Annotated in this window: 12 protein-coding genes, 1 tRNA gene and 1 riboswitch; of the genes, 5 read left to right on the forward strand and 8 right to left on the reverse strand. The window is 53.9% G+C overall.

All coding sequences use genetic code 11. The features are described from left to right. Positions 1-27: 27 nt before the first annotated feature. The 4 genes from MNODULE_RS18080 to MNODULE_RS18095 form a co-directional block, all read right to left on the reverse strand. Entirely contained in the window at positions 28-495 is a 468-nt protein-coding gene (locus MNODULE_RS18080) for a peroxiredoxin (RefSeq protein ID WP_168062475.1), read from the reverse strand. A 183-nt stretch (positions 496-678) separates the two neighbouring features. After that, positions 679-1,662 (reverse strand): class 1 fructose-bisphosphatase, encoded by a 984-nt coding sequence (gene fbp, locus MNODULE_RS18085; RefSeq protein WP_168062477.1) that lies wholly within the window; start codon positions 1,660-1,662, stop codon positions 679-681. 32 nt (positions 1,663-1,694) lie between these two features. Further along, positions 1,695-2,618, reverse strand: a complete 924-nt coding sequence (locus MNODULE_RS18090) for a homoserine kinase (RefSeq protein WP_168062480.1) — start codon at positions 2,616-2,618, stop codon at positions 1,695-1,697. 40 nt (positions 2,619-2,658) lie between these two features. Beyond that, positions 2,659-3,672, reverse strand: coding sequence for an LOG family protein (locus MNODULE_RS18095; RefSeq protein ID WP_168062482.1), 1,014 nt, complete (start codon positions 3,670-3,672; stop codon positions 2,659-2,661). Positions 3,673-3,849: 177 nt separating this feature from the next. On the opposite strand from MNODULE_RS18095, the gene MNODULE_RS18100 reads away from it, so the two are divergent. Continuing rightward, positions 3,850-4,455 (forward strand): uracil-DNA glycosylase, encoded by a 606-nt coding sequence (locus MNODULE_RS18100; protein ID WP_168062484.1) that lies wholly within the window; start codon positions 3,850-3,852, stop codon positions 4,453-4,455. Here the strand turns inward: MNODULE_RS18100 and MNODULE_RS18105 are convergent. Continuing rightward, positions 4,415-4,771 carry a response regulator gene (locus MNODULE_RS18105; protein ID WP_168062486.1) on the reverse strand — a complete coding sequence of 119 codons (357 nt, stop codon included), beginning with the start codon at positions 4,769-4,771 and terminating at the stop codon, positions 4,415-4,417. The two genes, MNODULE_RS18100 and MNODULE_RS18105, sit on opposite strands and share 41 nt — an antisense overlap. A gap of 316 nt (positions 4,772-5,087) precedes the next feature. Beyond that, positions 5,088-5,192, forward strand: a riboswitch (TPP riboswitch). A gap of 87 nt (positions 5,193-5,279) precedes the next feature. Here MNODULE_RS18105 and thiC point away from each other — a divergent pair. From thiC to MNODULE_RS18120, 3 genes are all read left to right on the forward strand, one after another. After that, positions 5,280-7,181: a phosphomethylpyrimidine synthase ThiC gene (gene thiC, locus MNODULE_RS18110; RefSeq protein WP_168062488.1), complete on the forward strand. Its 1,902-nt coding sequence runs from the start codon at positions 5,280-5,282 to the stop codon at positions 7,179-7,181. Between the two features lie 101 nt (positions 7,182-7,282). Next, positions 7,283-8,077, forward strand: a complete 795-nt coding sequence (locus MNODULE_RS18115) for a sulfide-dependent adenosine diphosphate thiazole synthase (protein ID WP_168062490.1) — start codon at positions 7,283-7,285, stop codon at positions 8,075-8,077. A 5-nt stretch (positions 8,078-8,082) separates the two neighbouring features. Further along, positions 8,083-8,649 (forward strand): GDSL-type esterase/lipase family protein, encoded by a 567-nt coding sequence (locus tag MNODULE_RS18120; protein WP_168062492.1) that lies wholly within the window; start codon positions 8,083-8,085, stop codon positions 8,647-8,649. Positions 8,650-8,724: 75 nt separating this feature from the next. Here MNODULE_RS18120 and MNODULE_RS18125 read toward each other — a convergent pair whose 3' ends face one another. Continuing rightward, positions 8,725-9,657, reverse strand: coding sequence for a sugar phosphate isomerase/epimerase family protein (locus tag MNODULE_RS18125; protein WP_168062494.1), 933 nt, complete (start codon positions 9,655-9,657; stop codon positions 8,725-8,727). A 251-nt stretch (positions 9,658-9,908) separates the two neighbouring features. Next, positions 9,909-11,198 (reverse strand): adenylosuccinate synthase, encoded by a 1,290-nt coding sequence (locus MNODULE_RS18130; protein WP_168062613.1) that lies wholly within the window; start codon positions 11,196-11,198, stop codon positions 9,909-9,911. 147 nt (positions 11,199-11,345) lie between these two features. Between MNODULE_RS18130 and MNODULE_RS18135 the strand changes: the two genes are divergently transcribed. Continuing rightward, positions 11,346-11,421: transfer RNA gene (locus MNODULE_RS18135), tRNA-Ala, on the forward strand. A 522-nt stretch (positions 11,422-11,943) separates the two neighbouring features. On the opposite strand, the gene MNODULE_RS18140 is transcribed toward MNODULE_RS18135, so the two are convergent. Next, entirely contained in the window at positions 11,944-15,210 is a 3,267-nt protein-coding gene (locus MNODULE_RS18140) for a PAS domain S-box protein (RefSeq protein WP_168062496.1), read from the reverse strand. Between the last annotated feature and the right edge of the window lie 103 nt (positions 15,211-15,313).

The raw sequence follows: 15,313 nt of genomic DNA on the forward strand, positions 1-15,313 counted from the left end.
TCCCCTTCCGGCCGGGAGTTGAACCGCTTATCCGTTCTTCACTGTTTCGAGGGCCTTCAAGATGTCGTTATTGTCTCTGGCCGTTAAGATCTCCTGGACCTTCTTGTAGCGGACTTTCCCGTTTTTATCGACGATGACCGTCGCCCGTTTTCCGATATTGGCGTCTTCCAGGTAGAGCCCGTAATTTTTCACCGCATCGCGCTTCATATCGGAGAGGAGCCGATGCTTCAGACCGAGCGCGTCGGCCCACGCCTTGTGCGACCAGGTGGAGTCGATGCTGATCCCGAAGACTTCCGTATCGGTGTCCTGAAACTTGGGAAGATCGTTCGTAAAGCATTTATTCTCATTGGTGCAGACGGGGCTCCAGTCCAACGGATAAAACGCGAGGACGACATTTTTCTTGCCGCGAAAATCGCTGAGCTTCACTTCTTTTTGATCTTGGTCTTTCAAAATAAAATCGGGGGCTTCGTCACCCACCTCAATTTCTTTCGCCATGAATTTTCTCCTCTATTCGAATGGATGATGATTGAGCAGACGCTATCTTTAACACAGCGATTGGAAGGGTGTCAACCGGATTATCAGGAAAAGGACAGGGGCCTGGGGCCGGGGACCGGCGAAATGAATTCAAAATTTTTTATCCACCCCTGGCCCCCGACACCCGGCCCCTGTTTTAAGATCTTATTGTCCTCGGAGGGAAGCTTCGGCCTGTTTGACATCTTCCGCGCTTCCGATGATCAGGGGGACCTTTTGATGAAGCTTTTCAGGTTTGATATCGAGGATCGGATGATTCCCGGTCGTCGCCTTCCCTTGGGCCTGTTCGATGATAAAGGCGAGCGGGGCCGCCTCATAGAGCAGTCGAAGTTTGCCTTGCGGGTTTTTGCTGTCGCCGGGGTAGAGGAAAATCCCTCCCTTGAGAAGGTTTCTGTGAAAATCGGCCACAAGGGAGCCGACATACCGCGCGGTGGCGCCCGTTTTTTTCATCCCTTCGATATACCGCTTGATCCCGTCGCTCCAGAGGTTGGCGTTTCCTTCGTTGATGCTGAAGATATTTCCTTTCGGTGGAATCCGGAGGTTTTCATGGGAGAGAAGAAACTCTCCGATGCTCGGATCGAGGGTAAATCCGTGAACGCCGAAACCGGTGCTGTAGACCATCATCGTCGAGGAGCCGTAGATGATGTAGCCGGCGCCGATCTGATCGCGTCCCGGCTGGAGAAAGTCTTCCATCGTCGCTTCCGGGCCGGTGCTTTTTCTCCGGTGGATGGAGAAGATCGAGCCGATGCTGATGTTGACGTCGATATTCGATGAGCCGTCGAGCGGATCGACCAAAAGAACATATTTCCCTTTGGGATAGGTGTCCGGAACCTGGTAGATCCCCTCCAGCTCTTCGGAGGCGATGCCGATGAGATGGCCGGTGTGGCAGAGCATCTTGATGAAGGTTTCATTGGCGAAGTCGTCCAGCTTCTGGACCCGCTCGCCGTGTATATTCTGCCTCCCCTTGTAACCAAGGAGGTCGATCAGTCCGGCCTGGTTCACCTCCCGCGAAATGATCTTGGCCGCGGTGGCGATTTCCGCCAGAAGGCCGGTGAAATCTCCCGTCGCTTTCGGATAATGTTTTCGTTGCTGTTCGATCAGAAATCGGGTGAGGGTGGTCCCCAGCTCCATCGCGCGCTCCTATTCTGAGTAGTAAAAATAATTTACTTGATCATCCGTGCACCCAGACGGTCCATCCGGGTGATCCGAATTTCTGAAACTACCTGGTGCCCTTGAAACGCTTTTTCCATTGCCCTTCCGATCTTTTCGGCCCGCTTCGGATCGTCGGTGACCGCAAAGATCGAGGCCCCGGCGCCGGAAATCGAACAGCCGAGCGCTCCCGCCGAAAGGGCCCCCTTCTTCACATCTTCGAACCCTTTGATAAGGGGCGCCCGGGCCGCCTCGGCGACGCGATCCTGAATCGACCGGCCGAAACGCGCGGCGTCTTTCTTGGCGACCGCCCATGCAATCATCGAGGCGTAGGCCATGTTCGAGATGAAGTGCTCCATCGGAATCATTCCCGGAAGAACGCGCCGGGATTCCTTCGTCAGAAGCGGAAAATCGGGGATGGCGACGACGATGATCGCTTTTTCAATCCGTCCCAGCGAAACCACCTCCTTCGTGAAGGGGTTATTCCAGGTCACCCCTCCCATCATCGAGGGGCCGATATTATCGAGGAAAAAACCGCGGCTCACCTGAGATTCCGCCACCGCCGCCAGGGGAACCAGATCCGCCTTCGATAATTTCTCTCCGAAGAGAAGGTTGACCGCATAGGCCGCCGCAACGGCGCTGGCCGCGCTGCTTCCAAGGCCGGTTCCGGGAACCCCCTTATGGAGGGTCAGACTGACCCCCTCCCTGCAGACGAGGTGATCCAGAACCGCTTGAGCGGAGATCCCCGCGGTGTTTTCCTCGGCCTTGTATGACAGCCGGCCCCGATCTCCGGTGATCTCGGTGATGGAGACGCCCGGCTCGGGCCGGCGGACCGCCGCCACCGTATCCCCCATTCCGGCGAGGGCCATTCCCAGCACATCAAATCCCGGCCCGATATTTCCGACGGAGGCGGGGGCGAACACACGAACCGATTTCATTCGGAACTCCTCTTGAAGATAATGGATTGTCGTGCTTGAATCAATATTGATTAATGATGTTGATCATCTGGCGCAGGCGGCCGAAATCTCTTCGATTGAAATGAAACACGATACGGGGAAGCGGAAGGAACTTCGGTTCGTTCGCCTCATCGGCCAGCGCTTTGGTCTCTTCGAATTTTCCGCCGACGAGAATATCGGAGAAAGAGGCGTTGAGATGATCGAGCATTTTCAGATCGACCGGATGGTTGAGCCGAATCACCAGTTGGTCGCGAACGAACCGGAGGGAATGATAGTTTTTGTAAAACTTCACCACCTCTTCCACGGCATGATCGACATTATCGGTCACTTTAAATAGATTGAGATCCTCCTCCGAAATGAGCCCCCGGGAGAGAAGCTCGTCTTCTACGTAGGCGCGCCATGCCTTCCAATAGGTTCCGCCGGGGGAATCGACGAAGACCACCGGCAGCGGGTTGGTCTTTCCGGTTTGCAAAAGGGTGAGCGCTTCGAATCCCTCGTCATGCGTCCCGAACCCTCCCGGAAAAAGGGCGATGGCGCTTGCTTCTTTGATAAAGAAGAGCTTCCGCGTGAAGAAATATTTGAAGGTCATCAGCTTGGGGTCGTTTTCGATGAATTCATTGGCAGCCTGCTCAAAAGGCAGGAGGATGTTCATCCCAAAGCTGTTGCCCCGGCCCGCCCCTCCCTGGACCGCCCGCATGATCCCCTCGCCTGCCCCGGTGATCACCATGAATCCGGCCGCCGCAATTTTACGCGCAAACTCCTCGGCGTACGCATAGATCGGCTCGGTCGCGCGGGTCCGGGCCGAACCGAAAACACTGATCTTTCGCCGGTCCTTATAAGGGGCATACAGCTTGAAGGCATACCGCATCTCCTTTAAGGCGGCATGGATGATTTTAAGATCCCCCCGGGTGGCATGGTTTTTTGAGAGGGTGAGGGCGGTGATAATGATCTCCCGGACCAAATCTTCATTTTCCGAAGGACCGGAGACAAGTTCGATGAGTTCGGCGATTCGTGCTTGAAGCTCCTTTGCGTCCATCTATTTCCTTCTTCCCAATCAATAAGTCCATTTGTATGAATCATAAATAGTATGAATCATAAACTGCATTGATATTATTTCCGAATAAGGTTCTACTGTCAATATAAATTCCCCTTTTCGGCTTCCGCGAGACGGCAACATTGACTCGGTCGGCTTCATTTTCTTACGATGGATCATATGGATATCAAAGAGCGTCGAAAAGCGCTGGAGCAACTCAACCGGGAGATTCGAACGACCGAGCACTGTCCCCTTTGCCCTTACCGGACGAGTGCGGTTCCGGGAGAAGGCCCGATCGATGCGCGCCTCTTCATGATCGGAGAAGCCCCCGGCGCGGAAGAAGATAAAATCGGGCGGCCCTTTGTCGGAAGGGCAGGGATGTTTCTCGACAAAGCGCTGGCCGAAGCCGGACTCGACCGGGAGAAAATTTTTATCACCAATGCCGTCAAATGCCGGCCCCCGCAAAATCGAAAACCGAAAACCGATGAACTGCTGGCCTGCCGCCCTTTTCTTGACCGCCAACTCGAGCTGGTTCAGCCCGAATGGATCTGTACGTTGGGAGCCGTCGCAACCGGTCTCTTCTTAAAGGAATCCCTCACAAAAATTCATGGAAAGCTTTATCCGGTCGACCACAACGGCAGGAAATACCAACTCTTTCCAACGTATCATCCTGCGGCCGTATTTAGGGTTCCGGTTTTGGGGGAGGAGATTCGGAAAGACTTCAAGCAATTGAGGGAACGGATGGTTAAATCCGCGCCTCATTCCGGGAAAGGGCCGCCTCAATGACCGATTCAAGCTCGGACAATCGAAAAGGTTTATTCAAGAAATAGTCGACCCTTTTCGCCTCGATGTCGCTGGTTGCATCGATATAGGAAGCGCTCGTTAAAATGACGGGGAGCTGATGGGAAGAAGCCTTGATTCTTTCCGCCACTTCCAGACCCGACATGTGGGGCATGATGTAATCGACCAAAACAGCCCGGATATCTTTCTCGCGGCAGAGGGCCAAGCCTTCGTCCCCTCCCTCCGCCAAGAGGGGGGTATATCCCATACAGGTCAATGCTTCACCGATAAAATCGAGTGTCGACTCATGATCATCAATCACCAGGATCTTCCCTCTTGTCAGCGATCTCGATTTTGTATTCATTGGTTTACATTGGCTGGCCATGGTTCTTACCTCCCCGTTGCCGGAGGTAATGAGCATAAAGCATGCCTGTCGCCGGAATGAACGGTTGCTTTCTAACTGGTTGATTTTAGGGGTGTATAAAAAAATGAGAGGGTGAACAGTCTTATTTTTTCGCCAATTCACGCCAAGCGGTATGTAAATGATTACCCAGCCATCCGGATTGATCTACAGGGATTAACGGATCACCCTGGATAAAATAAAATTGACTCCACCGAGCGGCCTATGCCATAATCCGAAACAAATCCAGGGGTGCCGCCACGGCTGAGAGTCTCGACAACGTCGGGACAACCCTTTGAACCTGATCTGGGTAATGCCAGCGAAGGGAATTCAATCGATATCATGGCGGGGCCGCACCCATTTGGGTGGCGGCTTTTTTTGTTTCGGGCAGATGATAACCTTCTTACCTTAGAGAAAGGATACAACGACCATGGAAAACTCGCCATCGAACGCCAGTGAAGTCAATGCGACCCTAACCGATAAAGGTATCGATTCCAACGCCCTGACAACGAAACCCTATCCCTCTTCCAAAAAGATCCACGTGCAGGGGACCCAACCCGGGGTGCGTGTGGCGATGCGTGAGATTCTCCAAAAACCGACGCACAATATGAAGGGAGAAGCGGTCGAAGAGAACCCGCCGCTCGTTGTCTATGATCCGTCCGGTCCTTACACCGACCCGAATGCGACGATCGACATTCGGAAAGGACTGGCACCCCTTCGGATGCACTGGATTTGGGATCGAGGGGATGTCGAAGAACTCCCCGCCGTCTCATCCGAATATGGACGCCGCCGGGCCTCTGATCCCTCGCTTGATGCCATTCGCTTTCAACATATTCGGAAGCCGCTCCGCGCCAAGCCCGGGAAAAACGTGTCGCAAATGCACTACGCGCGAAAAGGGATCATTACCCCGGAGATGGAATATATCGCCATCCGGGAAAATCAGACGTTGGAAGCGGCCCGCGCGAATCCTAAAATCGCAATACAACATCCCGGCAACGCCTGGGGCGCCGGCATCCCGGCCGTGATCACCCCCGAATTTGTTCGCGATGAAGTCGCGCGCGGACGGGCGATCATCCCCTGCAACATCAACCATCCCGAGCTGGAGCCGATGATCATCGGGCGGAACTTCCTGGTGAAGATCAACGCCAACATCGGCAACTCGGCCGTCGCCTCCTCGATCGAAGAAGAGGTCGAGAAGATGATCTGGGCGACCCGCTGGGGCTCCGACACCGTCATGGACCTCTCGACCGGGAAGAACATTCACGAGACCCGGGAATGGATCCTCCGCAACGCGCCGGTTCCGATCGGAACGGTTCCGATTTATCAGGCGCTGGAGAAGGTCAACGGCAAGATCGAAGAACTAAGCTGGGAAATTTACCGCGATACCTTGATCGAGCAGGCGGAGCAGGGGGTCGATTACTTCACGATTCACGCCGGGGTTCTCCTCCGGTATGTCCCGTTGACGGAGAAGCGGGTCGCCGGAATTGTTTCCCGCGGCGGATCGATTTTGGCGAAATGGTGCCTGGCGCATCATCAAGAAAATTTCCTCTACACCCACTTCGAAGAGATCTGCGAAATCATGAAAGCATACGACGTCTCATTCAGCCTCGGAGACGGGCTTCGCCCCGGCGCCATCGCCGACGCCAATGATGCCGCCCAATTCGCCGAGCTGGAAACCCTCGGTGAGCTGACGAAGATCGCCTGGGAACATGACGTTCAGACGATGATCGAAGGCCCCGGACATGTTCCGATGCATATGGTCCAGGTGAACATGGAAAAGCAATTGAAGGAGTGTCATGAGGCCCCTTTCTACACCCTCGGCCCGCTGACGACCGACATCGCCCCCGGCTACGACCACATCACTTCCGGAATCGGGGCCGCGATGATCGGCTGGTTCGGCTGCGCCATGCTCTGTTATGTCACGCCGAAAGAGCATCTCGGCTTGCCGACGAAAGAAGATGTGAAGACCGGCGTCATCACCTATAAGATCGCCGCCCATGCGGCCGATCTGGCCAAGGGACATCCGGGGGCGCAGGCCCGCGACAACGCCCTCTCCAAGGCCCGATTCGAATTCCGATGGGAAGACCAATTCAACCTCTCGCTCGATCCGGAAACCGCCAAGTCTTTCCATGACGAGACGCTGCCGGCCGAGGGGGCGAAAGTCGCTCACTTCTGCTCGATGTGCGGCCCCCACTTCTGCTCGATGCGGATCACCGAAGATGTCCGTGACTACGCCAAGAAGAAAGCGTTGGATGAGCAGGCCGCTCTGGAGGTCGGGATGATCGAGAAGGCGGAAGAATTCAAGAAGAACGGTCTGGAGATCTATAAATAACGATAACCGTGATTCGTGATTCGTTAACCGTGAACCAAGAACGGCTCCTTTCTTTCAGATTAACGTTTAACGAATAACGGGAATAACAGAGGGAAGTCGCTATGAAAGAAAGAGAGATTCAACCGTTGCGAGAAGCCGACATCACACGAAACATCGCGCGGGAATATTACAAAGAATTCGATCAGATGATCGAGTCGGATGTCCTCATCGTCGGGGCCGGACCGTCGGGACTTCTCTGCGGGCGCGATCTCGCCTCCTCCGGATATAAGGTGGTGATTGTCGAACAGCTGAACCATCTCGGCGGCGGCTTCTGGAACGGCGGTTATTTGATGAATAAGGCGACGATCGCCCATCCGGCTCAAGAAATTTTGGAAAAGATCGGCGTGCCGGTCAAAAAGATCTCAAAAGAAATGTACATCGTCGATCCGCCCCATGCCACCGCCAAGCTGATCGCGTCCGCGTATGATGCCGGCGTCAAGGTGATGAACATGACGAAGGTGGTCGACCTGGTCTTGCGGGGGGATAAAAATCGATTGGAAGGACTCGTCGTGAATTGGTATCCGCTCGAAGCGATGGGGCACGACGCGGCCCATGTCGATCCGATCGCGCTCGAGTCGAAGATCGTCGTCGATGCCACCGGACACGATGCCGTGACCCTGCAGCTCCTCGCCCGGCGGAATCTCTACGCGAATATCCCCGGCAACGGGGCGATGTGGGTCGATCGCTCCGAAGAAATGGTCATGGAAAAAACGGGGGAAGTCTACCCCCATCTTTTTGTCGTCGGCCTCTCCGTCGCCGCCGTCTACGGCACCCCCCGCATGGGGCCCGCTTTCGGCGCGATGCTCCTTTCGGGGCGAAAAGGGGCGGAGCTGATTCGGAAAAAACTGAAAAGATAAGCAACGTGTTTCGCCCGATGAAGATCATCGCCTTCGGAGACAGCCTTACCGTCGGATACCTCTCCCCGTTTGAAGCGACCCCGTACGCCGAGTTCCTCCAGCCGATGCTCGATCCAAAAACGGAGATTTACGTCGCCGGCGTCAGCGGGGAAACCACCGACGATATGCTCCGGCGTTTCGATCGACAGGTGATCAGGAACGCCCCGGACCGTGTCATCATTCTCGGCGGCACCAATGATCTCGGATGGGGAATATCGATCGATCAGATCGTCGCCAACCTGGCCCGGATGTATCAATCGGCTCAGGAGGCCGGCATCATCCCGATTGCCTGCGCCGTCCCGTCTCTCCTCGGCGCGGATGAATTTATCCCTCCCCGCCTTGCGCTGAACCGTCGAATTCAAGAAACGGCGAAAGAGAGAAAAATCCCCTTTGCCGATCTCTTCACGCCGACGGCCGATTCCGTCGGACGCCTCCTGGCGGAATATTCCCAAGACGGTCTCCACCTTACCCCGGAAGGATACCGGAAGATCGCCCACGTTCTTTATGAGACGGTTTTTAAAGAAAAGAAATGAACGCCCGCTGAGAGGGCCGATTCTAAAGTTCCGAATCGACCCTCTCTCTAAAAAGGTTGGGGCAGCCCAAATTCGTTATTGCGACGAGGTAGGGGGGAGGTGAATGAGGGCCGCCCCAACAGCCATCCCATTCGACCGCTCGGTCGTAGGGGCTGGACTCACCGGATGATTGGGAGGCGTCAAACGAGTTTCCGCTCTCAACTGCGCCAAGGCCAGCGCGGCGAGTTCGGACGGTTTTTTGTCGGATGAATAAAGCGCCAGCGACAGATATCCTTGATATCCGATCTCTTCCGACGCGAGGAGCATTTTCGAAAGAGAAGGCCATGTTTTCCCCGAAGAGGGTTCGGCGGGAAAATCGATCGGCCCGATATGCTCAAGATGGATGTGGCCCAGGTAGGGCCCGATGTTGCGGAACGCCTGGAGGGGATCTTCTCCGATGCAAGAGAAATGATCGATATCAAAATAAATTCGCAGCAAGGAAGAATTCATCCGTTCGATCCACTCGCATATTTCCCGAGAGGTGGAGAAGAGGAAATTCGGCTCCGCATCGATGAGGATCTTTACCCCTGCATCCTCTGCATGGGGGAGAATGCGCTTCAAACCCTCCATGAAAAGGTCGAGATCCTCTTCACGCGTCTTGACGTTCAACGGTCCCCCCGCCGGGATCGAGATGCTCTCCGCTTCCAGCGCTTCGGCCAGCTTGATACATTCGATCGTGTGGAGGATTCGGACTTCCCGCGCCGCCATTTCGCGCTCGATCCAAGAGGGATAGCCCCATTCTCCCATCGATGAAATAATCTTTGTATTCAAATTCGCGACCTTCAACCCGGAGCGGGCCAACATCGACTGAAGCTTTCGAAGCGTGCTCCGGGAGAGCTCGGTTGGATAGGCATGAGGGCGATCGCACATGATCTCGATGCCGGAATAGCCTGCCGCGGCGATTTGATCCACCGCTTCCAAAATGGAATAGTTCCGAAAAGAATGGGTGCTGAATGCCGGTTGAATCATCTTTTCATCCTTGGTCTGATCATCTTGCGGAAACTATAAAGCAAAGATCGTTCCAAAGTAAAAATCTCTTTCAATCGACACTGAGAAATGATTTAAGGGGCTTACAGACGGGAAAAAAGGAGATCACCCTTTGAAACGGGATTGCTGAGGGGAGAAAAATACGACCGCCGGGAAATCTTTCGCAGAAGAGACGCAATTCATTTCAGGCGGGGTGAAACGTTTTTATCTGATTTGAAAAAAACGGTCCCGATTTATTGAAAGGGATTCCGCAGGACGATCGTCTCTCCCCGCTTGGAGCTGGTCGAAATGAGATCGACCCGGCAGCCGACCTTTTCCGAAATTGCTTCGAGATATGTTTTGGCATTCTTCGGCAGCCGATCGTACGACGTGATTCCGGTGGTCGGCTCGCTCCAGCCGGAAAAATGTTCATAAATCGGCGTGCATTTTTCCAGGGTCTTTAAAGCCGTCGGCATCTCCCGGTAGACTTTTCCTTCGAACTCGTAGCCGACGCAGACCTGGATTTCCGGAAATCCGTCCAACACATCGAGCTTGGTGATGGCAAGCGAAGTCAATCCGTTCACCCGGACGGAGTATCGAAGCAGGACCACATCAAACCAACCGCACCGGCGCGGGCGTCCGGTGGTCGCGCCGAATTCCTTCCCCTTCGACCGGAGCATTTCACCCATCTCATTATTCAGCTCCGAGGGAAACGGTCCGCTCCCGACCCGCGTCGTGTAGGCCTTCGCCACCCCCAATACTTCGTTGATCTTGGTCGGTCCCACACCGGTCCCCGTACAGGCTCCCCCGGCGGTCGCGTTGGAGGAGGTCACATAGGGATAAGTTCCCAAATCAACGTCCAAGTGGGTTCCCTGCGCTCCTTCGAAGAGGAGCCGCCGGCCCCGGCCGATCGCTTCATCGATCAACAGGGTCGTGTCGGCGATATACGGTCTGATCCGGTCGGCATACTCCATATACTCTTGGTAGACCTTCTCTAGATCAAATCCTTTCACCTTATAAAGCTGCTCAAGGAAGTAGTTCATTTCGACGAGATTGGTTGCCAGCTTCTCTCTGAAAAGACCCGGATCGAGCAGATCGACGACACGGATTCCGATCCGCGCCATTTTGTCGGCATAGGCAGGACCGATCCCTCTTCCGGTCGTGCCGATCTTGCGTGTTCCCTTGACCTTCTCGCTCTCCTTGTCGATCGCCTTATGGTAGGGCATAATCAGGTGGGCCGCTTCGCTGATGAAGAGACGCCCCGAAACGGAGATTCCGCGGGAGGAAAGGGCATCGATTTCTTCCAGCAAGGCGCCCGGATCGACGACGACGCCGTTTCCGATCACGCCGATTTTTCCCGCATGAAGCAGTCCGGTCGGGATCAGATGAAGGACAATGACCGTTTCTCCGCTGACGACGGTATGGCCGGCATTGTGTCCTCCTTGATAACGGATGACATAGTCCGCCGACTCCGAAAGAAGATCGACGATCTTCCCTTTTCCCTCATCTCCCCACTGAGATCCGATTACGACTAAATTCATAATTGATTCGTCCTGATTCAAGTCATTAAAAAAAGGCCGGGCGGCCTTATAAGCAATCCCATCATAGGTTTTATGATTTTTAATGTCAAGACAAAACCTTGACATCCCCTACTCCGGATGATATCATCCCAACACAATTTTGGATCATATGGGGCTGTAGCTCAGCTGGGAGAGCACAAGGCTGGCAGTCTTGGGGTCAGGGGTTCGATCCCCCTCAGCTCCACCAAAAATATCAAGGAGTTAGCGAATTTGGCTAACTCCTTTTTCTTTTACTGTGATAAAAATGTGATAAATTTGTGATAACTTTTTTTCGCTCGTCCTGCCACGAACTACTCTTTCAATAAAAACATGAAATACTAAACCGGTCTATTAAAATCCACTTTTCTCAAAATATTTGTCAATTTTTAATAAAAATAGAATCCTGTCTGGAGCAGAATTTTCTCAACTACTATAGCGAAGAGGCCTAAAGTTGAAATCTTGGGATCACTCCTCGCCTTTAAAAGAGCAACAACTCACGGATAATCATCATTTATCTTATTAAAATTGTTTTGAAATTCTCCGACGAAACTTTTTACGCGCACCTCTTGCCTGATCCCAAGATTGTAAATCTGGTCGTCAGCGGTGGTTTTATCACATCACTGGCATCCCGTATGGATAAAATATTCAAATGTTTGAATTGTTAAGGTGTGGCAAGATGTAGCCGCCCCTTTTTATCTATCTGACCTTGTTCTCTTCGCCGCTGCATCTTTTAACCGACCTGTTTTGATTTGGTTGAAGCCCAAGACGACTCACAAAGCCATCGGGTCAGCTCTTGTACAGGAAGCGGTCGGCTGATGAAGTAACCCTGTGCGGCATCACATCCCATCTCCGTCAACCGCGCCAGGATCTCCTGATTTTCGACCCCCTCCGCCACTACCTTTAAACCCAAGTTATGCGCCAGTTCGATGGTGGAGCGCACAATCGTCATATCCCCTTCGTTCTCGACCATATGCATCACAAACGATTTGTCTATTTTGATTTGGTCTACCGAAAGTTTTTGTAGATAAGCGAGGGAAGAGTAGCCGACGCCGAAGTCGTCGATCGAGAATCGAATTCCGATCCCATGAAGTTTCTTGAGCGTCTCCTGCGCGCGGCTGGGATCGGTCATAATTGCGCTTTCGGTGATCTCGAACTGAATCCATTCCGGCGCAACATCATTGGCAGAGAGTAACCGAGTGACGGTCTCGAGAAGTTTCGGGTCGAGCAGATTGCGAGCCGAGAGATTGACCGAAACCACAACCGGGGATCCGGCCCGCTGCCACGCGCTGCACTGTCGGATCGCCGTCTGCAGGACCCAGTAGGTCAGCGGGTGAATCAGGCCGGTCCGCTCCGCAGATCCGATGAACAGCTCGGGCGGGACCATTCCCCGTTGCGGGTGCCTCCACCGCGCAAGCGCCTCCACCTCGAAGACCACCCTGCGCTTTAGATCGACCTTCGGTTGATAATGAAGAATGAGCTGATTCTTTTCGATCGCCTGACGGAGCTCCCCCATCAACGCGAGCCGTTGTGGGCTGTGCTGGTCAAGCTCCGGGACATAGACAGTCGGGCCGCTGCCGCTCTCTTTGGCCGCGTGCATCGCCACATCGGCCCGCTGCAGCAGGCTGTCCGGATTATTTCCATGCTCGGGATACAATGCGATGCCGATGCTCGCCTCCAACACAATCGGCAATCCCTCAACAATAAAGGGGGGCTGTAAAGCCCGTTGAATTTTTTGGATCACGATGTCGATATCTTCCTTCCTGGCAAGCTTCGGGAGAAGAACGGCAAATTCATCTCCGGCCAGACGGGCAACGATATCCGGCACGAATAATACATTCCTCAAACGAATCCCCAGCTCCTTCAGCAGTTGATCTCCATAACGATGCCCTAAGGTGTTGTTGATTTCTTTGAAGTGGTCAATATCGAAAAGGATCAAGGCCATCGGCAAGCCGGCGTTGTCGTTGCTTTGAATGATCTTCTCCAAGTGGTTGGTCAGAGCGTTACGATTGGGAAGATCGGTCAAATGGTCGTAAAAAGCCATCCGCTGCACCAATTGTTCCGCCCGTTTGCGATCGGTGATGTCTTGCATCAGCGCCACGAAGTAATCGATGGAGCCGTCGGCGCGGTGGACACATTTCACCGAGATTGTCGCGTGAACGACCTGACCGTCCTTTCGGATAAAACGCTTCTCCATCGAATAGCCGTCGATCTCCCCCGACAGAACACGATTATAATTGGCGACATCGGCGGAAAGATCGTCCGGATGGGTCAGCTCCGCCCAGTTTTTTTGCAGCAACTCGCTTCGTTCATACCCCAGGATCTCGCAAATTCGGTCGTTGACCTCCAGACAGCCCTTGGTCGGCGAGGTAATCGCCATGCCGACCAGCCCCAGTTGGAAGTACCGCCGGAAGCGCTCCTCACTCATCCGCAGTTCCTCTTCCGCCCGCTTGCGCTCGGTGATGTCCTCGGCGATGCCGGTAATGCGATAAACTTGTCCCGAAGGATTCTTCACCGGGAAGGCTCGGTCTCGAATCCAGCGGATTGATCCATCCGGCCGGACAATCCGGTACTCCTCATCATAGCGGCCTGATACCTGATTGGTGGTCGCCGCGCTTACCACCCTCTGCCGATCCTCCGGATGAATCGCCTCCATCCAGGTGGTCGGATGTTCATAGACGGTCTTACAAGCGCGACCCCAGATCTTTTCATAGCCGGGGCTGAGATAAAGCATTTCATGCTTATCGGGGTTGGTCATCCAAAAGACCTCGGTAATGCTCTCGGCCATTTGACGAAAACGCGCTTCACTTTCGCGAAGCTCCTCTTCGGCCCGTTTGCGCTCGGTGACATTCAAAAACGTCACTACCGCCCCGACTAAAACCCCGTTTCGATAAACCGGATGCGACCAGTATTCCACATGGAAAGCGCTCCCATCGGCCCGCCAGAACACATCCTCAGCGACGTGTGTTCCTTCCCTCGTAAAAAGAGATTGATATATTTTACATTCCTCCAGGGGGTACGGTGTTCCATCCTGTTTGGTATGATGAACCAATAAGTGCATGTTTTTTCCAAGCAGGTCATCGATACTTGCATAACCCAAAAGGCGGAGGCATGCTTGATTGGAGAAGGTACAGCGCCCTTGAAGGTCCACGCCGCAAATCGCTTCCGCCGTGGAATCGAGCAGAAGCCGGATTCGCTCTTGACTGTTTTGGGATTCCTCCACCGCCAGTTTTCGCTCGGTAATATCTTCCGCAATGCCGGCCAGTCGGTAGACGGTCCCCTTCTGATCCTTAATCGGAAAAGTGCGGGCCCAGATCCAGCGGATCGCTCCATCCGGCCGAACGATCCGGTATTCCGCCTGAAAATAACTCGGATTTTTTCTGAGCAGACTTAAAACACCCGGACGATCTTCCGGATAGACCCCCTCCAGCCAGGAGAGCGGATCAAGATAAAGACTTTGGCAGGAGCGGCCCCAGATACTTTCATAGGCCGGGCTGATATAGATCATCGATGTTCCGTCTGCATCGGTCAGGAAAAATACCTCATTGATGTTCTCAGCCAATTGACGGAAGCGCTCTTCACTTTGTCGAAGCCGCTCTTGAACCTGCCTCCCCTCTCGGCGCAGGGCGCATTCTCTCAGCTCTCTCTCAACGACAGGAAGCAGACGCTTGGTATTCCCTTTCATGATGTAATCATTCGCACCGGCCCTCATCGCCGCGATCGCGGCGTCTTCGCCGAGGGTGCCCGAGACAAAGATAAACGGGATATCGAGTCCCTTCTCCCGTAATAATTTTAATGCAGCCGCTCCGTTGAAGCGGGGCATCGTGAAATCGCCGAAAACGACATCCCAGCGATGCTTCTCCAACGCAGCAGTCATCGCATCAGCCGTCTCGACCCGTTCAAAAGCCGCGTCATATCCCCCGCGGCGAAGCTCCTGCAACAGGAGTTCTGCATCTTCTATTGAATCTTCAACCAACAGCGCTCGAAGCGATTTATTCATTGATCCCCTCTTAGTTTCTCAGCAGGTTTCTCATTCCTATCCGGCAATGAAAAATAGCGTCCACGCCGATTCACTTTGGCCTGCTGCAAAATGTGTTTCCAAA

Source organism: Candidatus Manganitrophus noduliformans (assembly GCF_012184425.1).
In the GTDB taxonomy this organism is placed as follows: Bacteria; Nitrospirota; Nitrospiria; order SBBL01; family Manganitrophaceae; genus Manganitrophus; species Manganitrophus noduliformans.